Genomic DNA, 13,823 nt, shown 5'->3' with positions numbered 1-13,823 from the left:
GGCGTCGATACAGAAACCGGCCTGATCGATTACGACGAAGTCGAGCGCCTGGCGGTCGAATACCAGCCGAAAATGATCGTGGCGGGTTTCTCCGCCTACTCGCGTGTTCTCGATTTCGCGCGTTTCCGGAAGATCGCGGATCGCGTCGGCGCCTTACTCTTTGTCGACATGGCACACGTGGCAGGACTCGTGGCGGCAGGACTATATCCGAATCCTGTGCCGTTTGCGGACATCGTCACGACGACTACCCACAAGACGCTGCGCGGCCCGCGCGGCGGGCTTATTCTCGCCAGAGCCAACGCCGAGATCGAAAAGAAGCTCAATTCGATGGTTTTCCCCGGAACCCAGGGGCGGGCCGCTGATGCACGTCATCGCGGCGAAGGCCGTCGCGTTCAGGGAAGCCCTCGGCTCCGACTTTGTCGAGTACCAGAAACAGACGCTGGCGAATGCGCGCGCGATGGTTTCGGTATTCGTCGAGCGCGGCTATGACGTGGTGTCCGGCGGCACGGACGATCACCTGTTTCTTGTCGACCTGGTCGCGAAAGGAATCACCGGCAAGGACGCGGACGCGGCACTGGGCCGTGCGCACATCACGGTAAACAAGAATGCGGTGCCGAACGATCCGCAATCGCCGTTCGTGACGAGCGGGATCCGCATCGGCACACCTGCCATCACGACACGCGGATTCAGGGAGGTTGATGCCGTGCTGACCGCCGCGCTCATCTGCGACGTGCTGGACAACCTCGGCGATGCCCAGGTCGAGCAGCGCGTGCGCGAACAGGTGGCGAAGTTGTGTGCGCGCCTGCCGGTATACGCTGGACTTTAATGAGAAAGCCATGAACGTCAGCACCTTCGATCTCTTCAAGATCGGCATTGGGCCCTCGAGCTCTCATACCGTCGGGCCGATGATCGCGGCTTGCCGGTTCGCGACCCGCATGCGCGACGCCGGAAAGCTTGGTGAGGTGAGCGCGATCCGGGCGGACCTGTACGGCTCGCTCGGCGCCACCGGCAAGGGACACGGCACCGACAAGGCTGTGCTGCTTGGGCTCGAAGGGAATCTCCCCGATGCGATCGATCCCGACTACGTGGAAACCCGGTTGGCTCATATTCGCTCAACGAAGTCGATCGAAGTCGCTGGAGTCCAGCAGATTGCCTTCGACGAGAAGACGCAGATGGTGTTCCTGCGCCGCGAGGTGCTGCCGTTCCACGCTAATGGAATGCGCTTCACCGCTTTCGACGCAAGCGGCAAGGTGGTCGACGAGCAAGTCTATTACTCGGTTGGGGGCGGCTTTGTTGTTGACGATGCAGGGGAGCGCCTCAACGGCCAGGAAGGTGCCACACGGGTTCCTTATCCGTTCAGGACAGGTGTCGAACTGTTGCGCATGTGCGGCGAGAGCGGCCTGTCTATCGCAGGGTTGATGCTCGCCAACGAAGCAACCTGGCGCACGCCCGAAACCGCGCGCCAAGGGTTGCTGAAGATCAGGGACGCGATGTCTGCAGCGATCGCGCGCGGATGCTCGATGGAAGGCACCTTGCCGGGACCCATGAAGGTGAAGCGACGCGCGGCCGATCTGTTTCGGCAGTTGAAAGCGCAGTCAGAAGAAAGCCTGCGCGATCCGCTATCGATGATTGACTGGATCAACCTGTACGCGATGGCGGTGAATGAAGAAAACGCCGCTGGCGGACGGATCGTCACGGCGCCGACCAATGGAGCGGCGGGGATCATTCCGGCTGTCCTGCAGTACTACGTCAAGTTTGTGTCCGGTTCCAACGACGATGGCGTTGTTGAATTCCTGCTGACGGCCTCTGCGATCGGGTTGCTCTACAAGGAAAACGCGTCGATCTCGGGCGCGGAGGTCGGCTGCCAGGGCGAAGTCGGCGTCGCGTGCTCGATGGCGGCCGCCGCGCTCGCCGCGGTCCTCGGCGGATCACCAGAACAGGTCGAAAACGCCGCTGAAATTGGCATGGAACACAACCTGGGCATGACCTGCGATCCGGTGGGCGGCCTGGTGCAGATTCCCTGCATCGAGCGTAACGCGATGGGCGCAGTGAAAGCTGTGAACGCCGCCCGCATGGCACTGCGCGGCAATGGCAAACACTACGTATCGCTGGATAAGGTCATCAAGACGATGCGCGAGACAGGCGCCGATATGAAGACCAAGTACAAGGAAACCTCACGCGGGGGCCTTGCGGTCAACGTGATTGAGTGTTGAGGAGACAGACGATGAGCCGGTATTCGATATTCAGTTTGTTGCGCAACGGGTTGTCGTATCACGAGAACTGGGAGCGCGCATGGAAGAGCCCCGAGCCGAAGAAGGAATACGACGTGGTGATCGTCGGCGGCGGCGGCCATGGTCTTGCCACCGCGTACTACCTCGCGAAGGAACTCGGCGTGCGTAACATCGCGGTGCTGGAAAAGGGCTGGATCGGCGGCGGCAACACGGCGCGCAATACGACAATCGTGCGCTCGAACTATCTGTGGGACGAGTCGGCCGCGCTGTACGAAAAGGCTCTCCAGTTGTGGGAGGGGCTCTCGCAGGACATCAACTACAACGTGATGTTCAGTCAGCGCGGCGTGATCAATCTCGCCCACACGCTGCAGGATGTGCGCGACACCGAACGTCGCGTCAATGCAAACCGGCTGAACGGCGTCGATGCTGAATTCCTCACCCCCGAGCAGATCAAGGAGATCGTGCCGGTGATCAACCTGCACAGCCGTTATCCGGTGCTGGGCGCCTCATTCCAGCGCCGCGCCGGTGTAGCCCGGCACGATGCGGTCGCATGGGGCTATGCGCGCGGTGCGGACCAGCATGGTGTCGACATTCTGCAGAACTGTGGCGTGACCGGCATTCGCCGGGCCAACGGCGCAGTGGTCGGAGTCGATACCGTCAAAGGCTTCATCAAGGCGAAGAAGGTCGCGGTGGTCGCAGCAGGTAACAGCAGCGTGCTCGCGGAGATGGCGGGGATCCGCCTGCCGCTTGAAAGCCATCCGCTGCAGGCACTGGTGTCCGAACCGATCAAACCGATTGTTAATACGGTGATTATGTCGAATGCGGTGCACGCCTACATCAGTCAGTCCGACAAGGGTGACCTCGTGATCGGTGCGGGCGTCGACCAATACACCGGATATGGCCAGCGCGGTAGTTTCCACACCATCGAAGGCACGCTCCAGGCGATTGTCGAAATGTTCCCGGTGTTCTCGCGCGTGCGGATGAACCGGCAGTGGGGCGGGATCGTCGATGTGTCGCCGGATGCGTGTCCGATCGTCAGCAAGACAGACGTGAAAGGACTGTACTTCAACTGCGGCTGGGGCACGGGGGGCTTTAAGGCCACACCGGGTTCCGGGTGGGCCTTCGCTCACACCATTGCAAACGACACACCGCATCCGCTGAATGCGCCGTTCTCTCTGGACCGGTTCTACACCGGCCATCTGATCGACGAACACGGCGCGGCAGCGGTCGCGCACTAACCAGGGAGAGATCCATGTTGCTCATTCAATGCCCCTGGTGCGGGCCGCGCGCCGAGTCCGAATTCTCGTACGGCGGCGAAGCCGAGATCGTGCGTCCGCTCGACACCGAGAAGCTTACTGACAGGGAATGGGGCGAGTACCTGTTCATGCGCAAGAACACGCGTGGCCTGCACCGTGAACAGTGGAACCACGCGCAGGGATGCCGCCGCTGGTTCAACGCCGAGCGCGATACGGTGACGTACGCGTTCAGGTCGGTCAGCAAGATCGGCGTTCCGGAAGAAGGAGAATCAGCATGAACCAGCAGAACCGTTTGCCATCGGGCGGGCGCATCAATCGCGCGATTCCCCTGACGTTCACGTTTAACGGCCGCACGTTCCAAGGCTTTCAGGGCGACACGCTGGCGTCGGCGCTGCTTGCCAATGATGTGCATTTCGTTGCGCGCAGCTTCAAGTACCACCGGCCGCGCGGCATCGTGACCGCGGGCGTCGAGGAACCGAATGCGCTGGTGCAGCTCGAGCGCGGCGCCCACACGATCCCGAACGCGCGTGCGACGGAGGTCGAGCTCTATCAGGGGCTCGACGCGACAAGCGTGAACGCGGAGCCGAGCCTCGAACACGATCGCATGGCGATCAACCAGAAGTTCGCCCGATTCATGCCGGCCGGCTTCTATTACAAGACCTTCATGTGGCCGCGCAGCTTCTGGCCGAAGTACGAGGAACGCATTCGCCACGCCGCGGGTCTGGGCAAGTCGCCGGAGGTAAACGACCCGGGCCGCTACGACAAGCGCTTTGCGCATTGTGACGTGTTGATCGTCGGCGCGGGTCCAGCGGGACTGGCTGCGGCACGAACGGCGGGCGCGAGTGGCGCGCGGGTCATTCTGGTTGACGACCAGCCCGAACTGGGCGGAAGTCTGCTGTCGGGCACAGAAAAGATTGACGGCAAGCCGGCCAGCGACTGGGCGCGCGCGATCGAGGCCGAGCTTTCGTCTATGCCGGAAGTGACAGTCATGAGCCGTAGCACTGCGTTTGGCTATCAGGATCACAACCTTGTCACAGTCACACAACGTCTGACCGACCATTTACCCGTTTCAACGCGAAGCGGCACGCGTGAACGGCTCTGGAAGATCCGCGCGAAGAAGGTGATTCTCGCAACGGGCGCACATGAGCGGCCGCTGGTCTTTGGCAACAACGACCTGCCCGGCATCATGCTGGCGTCGGCGATCTCGACGTACCTCAACCGTTACGGCGTTCTGCCAGGTCGGCGTGCGGTGATATTCACAAACAACGACGAAGGGTATCGCGCCGCACTCGATCTCAAGATACACGGGGCAGACGTGACGGTTGTCGATCCTCGCGGCGCTAGCGCGGGTGCGCTGCCGCAACAGGCAGCGCGCAGCGGGGTCGCCATCGTCAACAACGCCGTTGTGATCGACGCAGGCGGCAAGGAACGCGTGCGCAACGTCACTGTTGCCCGCTATGCACAGGGACGCGTGGGGCAGCGCATTGCGACGCTCGGCTGTGACCTGGTGGGCATGTCGGGTGGCTGGAATCCCGTGTTGCACCTCTTTGCGCAGTCGGGCGGCAAGGCACTCTGGAACGACGACAAGGCTTGCTTCATTCCGGGCGCGGGGGTCCAGGAAGAATGCAGCATCGGTGCCGCTCGCGGTGCGTTCCAGCTGCCGGAGACGCTCGATGATGGCGTCAAGGCTGGTCGACGGGCTGCCCGGTTCGCGGGCTTACCAGATCCTGCCGTGCAGCAGTGGCAGGCGAAGGTCTCGAATGAACAACCGCTGTTCCCGCTCTGGCTGGTTGCGAACTTGGATAAAGCATCGCGCGGTCCCAAGCGGTTCGTTGATTTCCAGAACGACGTGTCGGCGTCTGACATTCTGCTCGCTGCACGCGAGGGCTATCACTCCGTCGAGCACGTCAAGCGCTACACGGCGATGGGTTTCGGCACTGATCAGGGCAAGCTTGGCAACATCAACGGGATGGCGATCCTCGCCCAGGCACTGGGCAAGACGATTCCCGAGACCGGCACAACGACGTTCCGGCCGAACTACACACCGGTGACGTTCGGCACGATCGCCGGGCGTGAACTCGGTGACTTTCTCGATCCGGTCCGCAAGACCTGCATCCATCCGTGGCACGAGGCGCATGGCGCGGCGTTCGAAGACGTCGGCAACTGGAAGCGCCCGTGGTACTACCCGAAAAACGGCGAGGATCTGCACGCGGCGGTGGCGCGCGAGTGTCTCGCGGTACGCAACAGCGTAGGCATTCTGGATGCGTCGACGCTCGGCAAGATCGACATTCAGGGCCCGGATGCAGCGACGCTGCTCAACTGGCTGTACACGAACCCCTGGAGCAAGCTGGAAGTCGGCAAATGCCGCTATGGACTGATGCTCGACGAGAACGGCATGGTCTTCGATGATGGTGTGACGGTGCGCCTCGGCGAACAGCACTACATGATGACCACGACCACGGGTGGCGCCGCGCGCGTGCTGAACTGGATGGAGCGCTGGCTGCAGACGGAATGGCCGAATCTGAACGTGCACCTGAGCTCCGTGACAGATCACTGGGCGACCTTCGCGGTGGTCGGGCCGAACAGCCGCAAGGTGTTGCAGAAGGTGTGTAAAGACATCGACTTCGCGAACGCGGCATTCCCGTTCATGACGTATCGCAACGGGACGGTATCCGGCGTGGCTTCACGTGTCATGCGAATCAGCTTCTCGGGCGAGCTGGCGTACGAAGTCAACGTGCCGGCGAACTTTGGGCGCGGCGTATGGGAAGCGTTGATGAGCGCTGGGCGTGAGTTTGAAATCACACCCTATGGCACGGAAACGATGCACGTGCTGCGTGCGGAGAAGGGCTACATCATCGTCGGTCAGGATACCGATGGGTCGATCACACCGTTCGACCTTGGCATGGGTGGCATGGTCGCGAAGAAGGACTGCCTCGGCAAGCGCTCGCTGTCGCGCTCGGATACACAGAGTGCGGGACGCAAGCAGCTCGTTGGACTGAAACCGGTGGACCCCCGCGTCACGCTGACCGAAGGCGCGCAGATCGTAACCACACCTGCGACACAGGGCATCACGCCAATGCTCGGCCATGTAACGTCGAGCTATATGAGTCCGATCCTGAAGCGGTCGATTGCACTGGCGGTCGTCAAAGGCGGCCTCGAGAGGATGGGGCAACGCGTATTTGTGTCGATGTCCGCCACACGCTGTGTCGAGGCGGAGGTGTGCAGTCCTGTTTTTTACGATCCGGAAGGGGTACGTCAGCATGTTGAATGATCTGGTTCAGGAGTCGCCGCTCGTCGGTATTGAAGCGCGGATTGCCGCTGCATCCGGCGGCATATCACGACGCTTTCGGTTCACCGAGCGGCCGTTCGTCACGCTTCTCACATTACGCGGCAACGGTATCGCGTTTGATGTGGCCGTGCAGCGCGTGCTGGGCGTCCCATTGCCGAAGCAATCCGGTGGTCGCGTAACGGCGGGTGAACGCGCAGTGTGGTGGATGGGGCCGGACGAGTGGCTGATCCAGTCTACCCAGGATATGGCCGTTGAACTCGAACGCGCCTTGCGCGAAGCGCTTGACGGACAACACTACGCGGTCGTCGACGTCAGTAGCGGTTACACCGTAGTCGACATTTCGGGGAGCCATGTGCGAGAGGTGCTGGCAGGCGGCTGCCCGCTCGACCTGCATCGACGCGTGTTCGCAGACGGGCAATGCGCCAGTTCGCACTTCTTCAAGGCAGGCATCACGCTGTGCCGTGACGGGGATGACCGGTTCCAGATCATCGTGCGGCGCAGCTTTGCCGAATACTGCTGCCTGATGCTGCTCGATGCGGCGCAGCCGTATCTTGCATAACAGGCGCGGCGGTTGTCCCACGGCATACAGAGGAGATTGTTCGATGAAACATCCGGATGCAGGACTGACCGTCGAATGGGAGATCGTGATCGACCAGTTGCGGGCACAGACGCGAATCGGGATCCACAATCATGAACGCGTAGCCCAGCCGGTGGTGATTGATGCGGTACTGCATTGTCGAAGTCAGGCGCTCCCGGAGGAGATCAGCGAATGCCTTGATTACGACGCGTTCTGCCGGATGCTGTGCGCCTACCTCGATGCGCAGACACACACGGACCTGGTCGAGCAACTCGCCGCCGATCTGCTGGTGTTGGCGTTCGACCGCTTCGCGATGCTCGAAGACGCCATGCTCACGCTCTACAAGCCGCACGCGGTGCGTTCGGCGGCGCAGGTGGGCGTGCGGCTGCGCTGGAGTCGTCATGACTATCTGCGCCGGCACGCCCACCATGGTGCCGCACACGTTGCCGAAGCCACGCACGCCTGACACAGGCCACATACGGAGTCGCCATGACTGAAACCACTACGAAGCGCACGGATCGGGCGCCACAGTTCGCGCTGACCGTCACCTGTCCGAGCGCACCGGGGCAGGTCGCTGCGCTGGTGCGATTTCTCGATGAGCGCGAATGCTATATCGACGAATTCGATGTGTTCGACGATGAGTTCACTGCCCGTTTCTTCGTGCGGTGCATTTTTCACTCCGCATCGACGCAGCAGCTGGACGTTGCGTCGTTGCGCGAAGAGTTTGCGAATGTCGCTAACCGGTTCGACATGGCGTGGACGATCCACGACATGTCAGTGAGACCCAAGGTGCTGATCATGGTGTCGAAGCTCGACCATTGCCTTGCCGACCTGCTGTTCCGCTGGCGCATGGACGAACTGAAGATGGACATCATCGGCGTGGCCTCGAACCATCCGGATCTCGAACCTGTTGCGGCTGCGAACGGCATCGCGTTCCACCATCTGCCGCTGACGGCCGAGACCAAGCCGCAACAGGAAGCGCAAGTATTGGCCCTGGTAGAGCGGACCGGTGCTGAACTTGTCGTCCTCGCACGTTACATGCAGGTGCTGTCCGCCGGGCTGAGCGCGTCCCTCGCGGGGCGCGCAATCAACATTCATCACTCGTTCCTGCCCGGATTCAAGGGCGCGAAGCCTTATCACCAGGCGCATGCGCGCGGGGTGAAGCTGATCGGCGCAACGGCGCATTTCGTGACCAATGATCTCGACGAAGGGCCGATCATCGAACAGGTCGTGGAACGCGTCACTCACGCGTACGACCCCGACCGGCTGCTCGCGACCGGACGTGATATGGAGTGTCTCGCGCTGGCGCGCGCCGTCAAGCTTTCTATCGAGCATCGAATCTTTATCAACGGTAACCGAACCGTCGTACTTCAGTAGGAACACGCCGGTGAAGCGGACTCAAGAGCCGCAGCCGAAAACGCAGCAATCTCACGATTCATGTTTGGAGACAACAAATGAGTAACAGGAAAGCGGTTTCAGGGCGGCAGGCGGCAACTGGCGTCATCTCACAGGTCGGCGTGCCGCCGCCGTTTGCTTCGGCCAATCGTCAGGCCGCCCCTGTGCCAGATCGGCGTCTGCTCAAGCGCGCTGCGATGGCCAGCTTCATCGGCAATTTTGTCGAGTGGTTCGATTACGCGTCCTATGGCTATCTCGCGACCATCATTGCGGTTGTCTTTTTCCCCAAGACTGACGCTGCGACGGGGCTGCTTGCCGCTTACGCCGTATTTGCGATCTCGTTTATCGTCCGACCCATCGGAGGCATCGTCTGGGGGCATTTCGGCGACAAGATCGGGCGCCGGACAGCGCTGTCGCTCTCGATCCTGATCATGTCGGCTTCGACCTTCGTGATCGCGTTCCTGCCAACCTATGCACAGGTTGGCGTCATGGCACCGATCCTTTTGCTGCTGGTTCGAGTTATCCAGGGGTTCTCAGCTTCCGGTGAGTATGCAGGGGCATCAGCATTCCTCGCCGAATATGCGCCAGAGGGCAAGCGGGGCGTCTATACCAGCATCGTGCCGGCGAGCACGGCGGCGGGCCTCCTGTTCGGATCGATATTCGTGGCGGTTCTGCACGCTGTGCTCACGACTGAGCAGCTCCAGTCTTTCGGCTGGCGCCTGCCATTTCTGCTCGCAGCACCGTTCGGACTGATCGGACGCTACATCCGGGTGCGCCTGGAAGATACGCCGAAGTTCAAGGCACTCGAAGCGTCGCACCACGTTGCGCGCGCGCCGGTCACGGAATTGCTGACTGTACATCGCGGTAAGATGTTGATCGCGTTTGGGGTCACGTGCCTGAACGCGGTGGCGTTCTATCTGGTGCTGAGCTACATGCCCACCTACCTGTCGACCGAGATGGGGATGGGGGAAACGCAATCCTTTATTGCGGCCACCATCTCTCTTGCCGCCTACATCGGCTTCATCTTCATTATGGGGGCGCTGTCGGACCGCGTCGGTCGCAAGACGATGCTGATCGGTGCTTCGGTCCTGTTCGCCCTGTTGACGGTACCGCTTTTCAAGGGACTCGTCGGTGCCAGCTTCATGACGATCGTGCTGATCCAGATCGCGTTTGGCGCGCTGCTGACGATGAACGACGGCACGCTACCGTGTTTCCTGTCAGAGATCTTTCCGACGCGCGTGCGTTACAGCGGTTTCGCGTTCAGCTTCAACGCAGCAAACGCGTTATTCGGCGGCACGGCACCGTTCGTCGCGACCTGGTTGATCCATGCGACCGGCAGCAAGTTGGCTCCGGCGTGGTATATGGTCGGCGCGGCAGGCGTCGCTTTGATAGCCATGCTCGCGAGTCGGGAGACATCGCGCGGGCCGCTCGCCGACTGAATGCCATCGGACTGAAGTCAGGCCCCGCTTGCTTCGATTGGCTCTGCCTGAGCGGATCGAAGCGAGTCGGCCGGTTGCGTCGCAGGAGGAGTTGGGCAGTAGAATTCCGAAAAAAATCGCTCATGAATGATGTGTTGAAGACGCTAGCGACGTGCGTTTGCATCTGACGCTGCCGGCCACGGGGGCAGTTGCGGGCCGACGATATCGTCTCAATCGCCTCGGTGTACTGGCGGCCCCATAAACCTTGCCATGAAGCAGACAGGAGAGCGTAGTGCCATATGTGGTGTTGGACAGGACGCCACCGATCCATTCAATTTGACATAAAAGAAATTGGCAAAATTTCATTAGTATAACTAAGTAGCGTGCGGTATATAAAATCCACTTGCAGACCGGAAAAGCGTCGTGAGGATCTGCTTAGGTGGGTGAGCTGTAAGACCGCAGGTTGTTGCACAACGATAGCGCTGATCCTGGAAAGTGCCGAATGACGTGCCTGGTGGATGCCGTGCCTAGTGCATGTCATGCATGTGCGCGATGCCGAGTTCACCGGCGAACTGGGCGAGTCGTTTGTCCAAGGTCCAAAGTGACGCACCGGGAGTCATCAAAGTTGACGCAAGCAGCGTAAGATCGCTGCTGCCGCAGCCTCGACCATAAATTTGTCTTGCCTCGATCAACTCCATCACCTCGGTCCATGTCGCGTGCGTCGCATGTTGCAGCAGCCCGATGTCGTGGAGCGTACGTGCGCGGGGTGCAGGCGGAGTGCCGCAGGCGAGTTCAACAAGCACGACTGGATGTGTGAGCGCCTGATCGCTGGTGATCAGCTGGGCAAGTCTCATATTCGCGCGACGGAAATGATCAACCCACACAGATGTATCGATGAGGACGCTCATTGAGCCGCAGGCTCCGAGCGGCGCCGCGGGATGTCGGGCATACCGGGCTCGGTGCCACCCAGGGACGCCAGACGCTTACCAGCCTGAACGCGAACAAACGTCTGCATCGCCACCCGAAACAGGTCGGCCTTATCCATGTCAGGGTCGGCGAGCTCAAGAGCGCGCTCGTAAAGGTTGTCGTCGATCGTAACAGTGGTTCGCATTTTGATGACTCCCGGTTGATGCTGAATCGCATCAATTATAGCATCAAATATTTAACGCTTCTTCCTGGGCGAAGGATGAAGCAGGCCGCACGGAGTGTCGAGGGGACTGGGCTGCGTCGGAGGACTATTCCGCCATGGCACCCCGTTATACCTATTGCCGTGAGCCTCTCCCAGCATGGGGCGACAGAGCAGCGAAGAAGGACGGCGCTATGCCTCTCGAACGTTGGCGCCTCGGACCGTGATTCATGGCTGTAGCTGGCGCTAGCCGGCCATCCACGGCCGTTTGCGCGCCCCTGTCAAGTGGACATTCGAACGTCGGCTTCGCTCAGGTAACCGACCTTCCTCGAAAATTATGTTCGATGCGTCCCTCGCTTTTTACCAACTTTCGCAACAGCGCTTTCAGAAACCCATAACGGAAGCGTAAAACCCGTGATCGTTCCGGTAATTTGCGGCCAGGACTGCTGAGGTGCGTTCAACAATTAGGGATGGATTCATTTCGTATACCGGTTGGCCGTAAACCGGGCATGTGCGTCGTTGCACCGTCAAGCCGCGTGGGTCAAGCCCGCGCTGAGGACATGAAGATGACGCGCTCACCTACCGTTCTGTAGCTGACCCGACCATATCAACGAAACTGACGATCAAGCTTCCCGTGGCGTTCGCAGCCTCGCTATTTCCGATGATCGCCGGTGCGATGTACGGACTTCATTCGCAGGATCAGTCGATTACGGCATACCACACCGTTGTCCGCGATAACGTCGCCAACGAACGGGTAGTCACCAGCATACTGGTGACATTCAAGATGCAGGTTCAGGAGTGGAAGGACATTCTGCTGCGCGGGAAGAACCCCGCGAAACTCACGAGCGGATGGGCGGCTTTCGAGCAGCAGGAGCGTTCCGTCCACGAGCAGACCGCCATGCTGCTGGCGAAACTGGGCGACGGCAGGAGCCGTAAGTTGATGGAGCAGTTCGCCACTGCACATTCGATCATGGGTGCGGGTTACAGAAAGGGGCTTGAAGCCTTCAAGGCGGCAGGTTTCGATACCTCCGTGGGGCGCAGTATGCGTGCCGGTGTTCTGCGTCGGACTGTCGCCAGTCGATACTGGCGGACGTCGCTTGAGCGAGGCGCTTCAGGAAGCGGTGGGGCGCAGCGATGTCCCCGCAGGCGGCTATTATCCCGCGCAGGAGTTCGATGGCATTGTCAGCGTCGGCGCGGGGGCGGTTTTCATCTTGATGTGCTAAAAGCCGCATCGCTACAACGGAATGCATCTGGTGAAGCGCCAGGCGCAAATGCGAAAAAGCAGTTGTCGCTGGATCTGAACGGGGCGGGCTGATTTCGAAGCCAACGACGGCATGGTTGGCACAAGCAAGGGAGGTGTCTTATGCGACAGCGGAAGCTTGCATGATCGCCAACGGACAGATGAAGTGTGCTCGCGGAACCCATCTGTCCACCGCCGATCAATTTTACGACCTCGCAATATAAGCAGTACTGTGCATATCGAGCTCGTTCACCCCGCATTCCTCACTGCGACAAAACCCTTTCGAATGCCGGGCAGGCCCGACGGCGCGCCCCCAGGCAGTGGACCGCGCGGGCGGCGGATCGCGGGAGATCCGTCACAGCGTTCCGGGTGGCTCCGTGGGCACACCCGAAGCGTCGGCATGCGCGTCTTCATCGTCGATCTCGGCACGCGCCTGTTCCCAGTATTCCTCAGGTGTCCCCTTGGGCTCGGTCGCCTTTTCCCACAAACGGTAAGCCCTGGTCCTGATGCGTTCTTCCACCGACATGTATTCCATGTTCATGCTCCTCACGAGACCAGAAAAAAGACCTGCTCCGGGTTTGCGGAACTTGCCGTTTGAAACGGATTGCGCGGCGGCAACATGGAGTGCAGCAAGCGCTGTTCCTTGCTGGGGCCGACCGCCGGCACAGGTCGTCCGTCTTCGCGCGCGGTACGAATTTTTCCTCCACTGCCCTTGCCCTTGCCGACAGAAGGTGAAAAGCCATGATCCAACGAACGATCTCCGATGGCGTCGGGCCGCGCATCGCGCGGAACAATTTTTGCAGCACGCCTTCGTATCTGAGGCTCACCCAAGCCCCCATTCATGCGCGAACACGTAGGTCATCGGAGCGCCTGGGCCTGAGCGCAACGAACACCGCGCCGGAACGCCCCTCTTAATCCTCGGCGCACTCGGCGTGGTGCTCGGCGACATCGGCACCAGCCCGATCTATGCGCTGCGGCAAGGCGTGCTCGATGTCGGCGCGCCGACTGAGCAAATCGTCATGCGTAGAACGCGTTAAAGCCGTCAACGTTGAGACAATAAAAATGTCAATTCGCTGTACCACATTGAACGACTTCGCAGCCCACGGCGTGCGTGCTGAAGCAGCGCCGGCTGGCGAATCAGACGTTGCCGTCTTCCTCGCCAGCCTCTCTTCGGCATGGAAGGAAGGTGAGGCACGTCCAACGCACCGAAAGCAACCTAAGGCAAAGCACTGGTGGAGAAGTCGGGTGGATCCGTTCGCCGACGTGGCCGCTAATCGAAGGACGGTTGAAT

14 protein-coding genes and 2 pseudogenes are annotated in these 13,823 nt (G+C 60.7%); 12 read left to right on the top strand and 4 right to left on the bottom strand.

Going from position 1 to position 13,823, the window contains the following annotated elements; all coding sequences use genetic code 11:
• The 9 genes and pseudogenes from glyA to OKW35_RS03130 all read left to right on the top strand — a co-directional run.
• Nucleotides 1-826, top strand: a pseudogene (gene glyA, locus OKW35_RS03170) (serine hydroxymethyltransferase); the annotation flags it as partial.
• Nucleotides 827-836: 10 nt separating this feature from the next.
• Nucleotides 837-2,213, top strand: a complete 1,377-nt coding sequence (locus OKW35_RS03165) for an L-serine ammonia-lyase (protein WP_429550834.1) — start codon at nt 837-839, stop codon at nt 2,211-2,213.
• A gap of 11 nt (nt 2,214-2,224) precedes the next feature.
• Entirely contained in the window at nt 2,225-3,469 is a 1,245-nt protein-coding gene (locus OKW35_RS03160; protein WP_429550833.1) for a sarcosine oxidase subunit beta family protein, read from the top strand.
• 14 nt (nt 3,470-3,483) lie between these two features.
• Complete coding sequence (locus OKW35_RS03155; RefSeq protein WP_187637129.1) at nt 3,484-3,765, top strand: sarcosine oxidase subunit delta; 282 nt, start codon at nt 3,484-3,486, stop codon at nt 3,763-3,765.
• Complete coding sequence (locus OKW35_RS03150) at nt 3,762-6,758, top strand: sarcosine oxidase subunit alpha family protein (protein ID WP_429551218.1); 2,997 nt, start codon at nt 3,762-3,764, stop codon at nt 6,756-6,758. Before OKW35_RS03155 ends, OKW35_RS03150 begins: the two co-directional genes overlap by 4 nt.
• Nucleotides 6,748-7,335, top strand: a complete 588-nt coding sequence (locus OKW35_RS03145) for a sarcosine oxidase subunit gamma (RefSeq protein ID WP_429551217.1) — start codon at nt 6,748-6,750, stop codon at nt 7,333-7,335. Before OKW35_RS03150 ends, OKW35_RS03145 begins: the two co-directional genes overlap by 11 nt.
• 43 nt (nt 7,336-7,378) lie before the next feature.
• Nucleotides 7,379-7,819, top strand: a complete 441-nt coding sequence (locus OKW35_RS03140; RefSeq protein WP_429551216.1) for a dihydroneopterin aldolase — start codon at nt 7,379-7,381, stop codon at nt 7,817-7,819.
• A 23-nt stretch (nt 7,820-7,842) separates the two neighbouring features.
• Nucleotides 7,843-8,730 carry a formyltetrahydrofolate deformylase gene (gene purU, locus OKW35_RS03135; RefSeq protein ID WP_429551215.1) on the top strand — a complete coding sequence of 296 codons (888 nt, stop codon included), beginning with the start codon at nt 7,843-7,845 and terminating at the stop codon, nt 8,728-8,730.
• 77 nt (nt 8,731-8,807) lie between these two features.
• Nucleotides 8,808-10,187: an MFS transporter gene (locus tag OKW35_RS03130; RefSeq protein WP_429551214.1), complete on the top strand. Its 1,380-nt coding sequence runs from the start codon at nt 8,808-8,810 to the stop codon at nt 10,185-10,187.
• 506 nt (nt 10,188-10,693) lie between these two features.
• Here the strand turns inward: OKW35_RS03130 and OKW35_RS03125 are convergent.
• Together OKW35_RS03125 and OKW35_RS03120 are read right to left on the bottom strand one after the other, a co-directional pair.
• On the bottom strand, nt 10,694-11,074 hold the full coding sequence (locus OKW35_RS03125; RefSeq protein WP_090812537.1) for a type II toxin-antitoxin system VapC family toxin: 381 nt from the start codon (nt 11,072-11,074) through the stop codon (nt 10,694-10,696).
• The gene (locus OKW35_RS03120) at nt 11,071-11,277 is read right to left on the bottom strand and encodes a type II toxin-antitoxin system VapB family antitoxin (RefSeq protein ID WP_018420240.1); all 207 of its coding nucleotides are present in this window, start codon (nt 11,275-11,277) and stop codon (nt 11,071-11,073) included. The genes OKW35_RS03125 and OKW35_RS03120 overlap by 4 nt, the downstream gene beginning before the upstream one ends.
• A 649-nt stretch (nt 11,278-11,926) precedes the next feature.
• Here OKW35_RS03120 and OKW35_RS03115 point away from each other — a divergent pair.
• Both OKW35_RS03115 and OKW35_RS03110 read left to right on the top strand, forming a co-directional pair.
• The gene (locus OKW35_RS03115; RefSeq protein WP_143037356.1) at nt 11,927-12,607 is read left to right on the top strand and encodes a hypothetical protein; all 681 of its coding nucleotides are present in this window, start codon (nt 11,927-11,929) and stop codon (nt 12,605-12,607) included.
• A 68-nt stretch (nt 12,608-12,675) separates the two neighbouring features.
• Nucleotides 12,676-12,756, top strand: a pseudogene (locus tag OKW35_RS03110) (IS6 family transposase); the annotation flags it as partial.
• Nucleotides 12,757-12,887: 131 nt separating this feature from the next.
• Here OKW35_RS03110 and OKW35_RS03105 read toward each other — a convergent pair.
• Both OKW35_RS03105 and OKW35_RS03100 read right to left on the bottom strand, forming a co-directional pair.
• Entirely contained in the window at nt 12,888-13,067 is a 180-nt protein-coding gene (locus tag OKW35_RS03105) for a DUF2934 domain-containing protein (RefSeq protein ID WP_429332147.1), read from the bottom strand.
• A gap of 11 nt (nt 13,068-13,078) precedes the next feature.
• Nucleotides 13,079-13,363, bottom strand: a complete 285-nt coding sequence (locus OKW35_RS03100; protein WP_143037355.1) for a hypothetical protein — start codon at nt 13,361-13,363, stop codon at nt 13,079-13,081.
• 29 nt (nt 13,364-13,392) lie between these two features.
• Here OKW35_RS03100 and OKW35_RS03095 point away from each other — a divergent pair, with 29 nt between their 5' ends.
• Nucleotides 13,393-13,569 (top strand): KUP/HAK/KT family potassium transporter, encoded by a 177-nt coding sequence (locus tag OKW35_RS03095; protein WP_425199409.1) that lies wholly within the window; start codon nt 13,393-13,395, stop codon nt 13,567-13,569.
• Nucleotides 13,570-13,823 lie beyond the last annotated feature (254 nt).

Origin of the sequence: Paraburkholderia sp. MM5477-R1 (assembly GCF_050436385.1) — a bacterium.
Classification (GTDB): Bacteria; Pseudomonadota; Gammaproteobacteria; order Burkholderiales; family Burkholderiaceae; genus Paraburkholderia; species Paraburkholderia tuberum.
Note: the sequence above shows the minus strand (reverse complement) of the source record. Positions and strands in the feature narration are given on the sequence as shown.

What these genes read in the sequence shown, in the direction of transcription:
- OKW35_RS03165 (WP_429550834.1), top strand. Translation starts at nt 837, where the DNA reads ATGAACGTCAGCACCTTCGATCTCTTCAAGATCGGCATTGGGCCCTCG.
- OKW35_RS03140 (WP_429551216.1), top strand. Translation starts at nt 7,379, where the DNA reads ATGAAACATCCGGATGCAGGACTGACCGTCGAATGGGAGATCGTGATC.
- OKW35_RS03150 (WP_429551218.1), top strand. Translation starts at nt 3,762, where the DNA reads ATGAACCAGCAGAACCGTTTGCCATCGGGCGGGCGCATCAATCGCGCG.
- OKW35_RS03125 (WP_090812537.1), bottom strand. Translation starts at nt 11,074, where the DNA reads ATGAGCGTCCTCATCGATACATCTGTGTGGGTTGATCATTTCCGTCGC.
- OKW35_RS03160 (WP_429550833.1), top strand. Translation starts at nt 2,225, where the DNA reads ATGAGCCGGTATTCGATATTCAGTTTGTTGCGCAACGGGTTGTCGTAT.
- OKW35_RS03105 (WP_429332147.1), bottom strand. Translation starts at nt 13,067, where the DNA reads ATGGAATACATGTCGGTGGAAGAACGCATCAGGACCAGGGCTTACCGT.
- OKW35_RS03155 (WP_187637129.1), top strand. Translation starts at nt 3,484, where the DNA reads ATGTTGCTCATTCAATGCCCCTGGTGCGGGCCGCGCGCCGAGTCCGAA.
- OKW35_RS03130 (WP_429551214.1), top strand. Translation starts at nt 8,808, where the DNA reads ATGAGTAACAGGAAAGCGGTTTCAGGGCGGCAGGCGGCAACTGGCGTC.
- purU (WP_429551215.1), top strand. Translation starts at nt 7,843, where the DNA reads ATGACTGAAACCACTACGAAGCGCACGGATCGGGCGCCACAGTTCGCG.
- OKW35_RS03145 (WP_429551217.1), top strand. Translation starts at nt 6,748, where the DNA reads ATGTTGAATGATCTGGTTCAGGAGTCGCCGCTCGTCGGTATTGAAGCG.
- OKW35_RS03120 (WP_018420240.1), bottom strand. Translation starts at nt 11,277, where the DNA reads ATGCGAACCACTGTTACGATCGACGACAACCTTTACGAGCGCGCTCTT.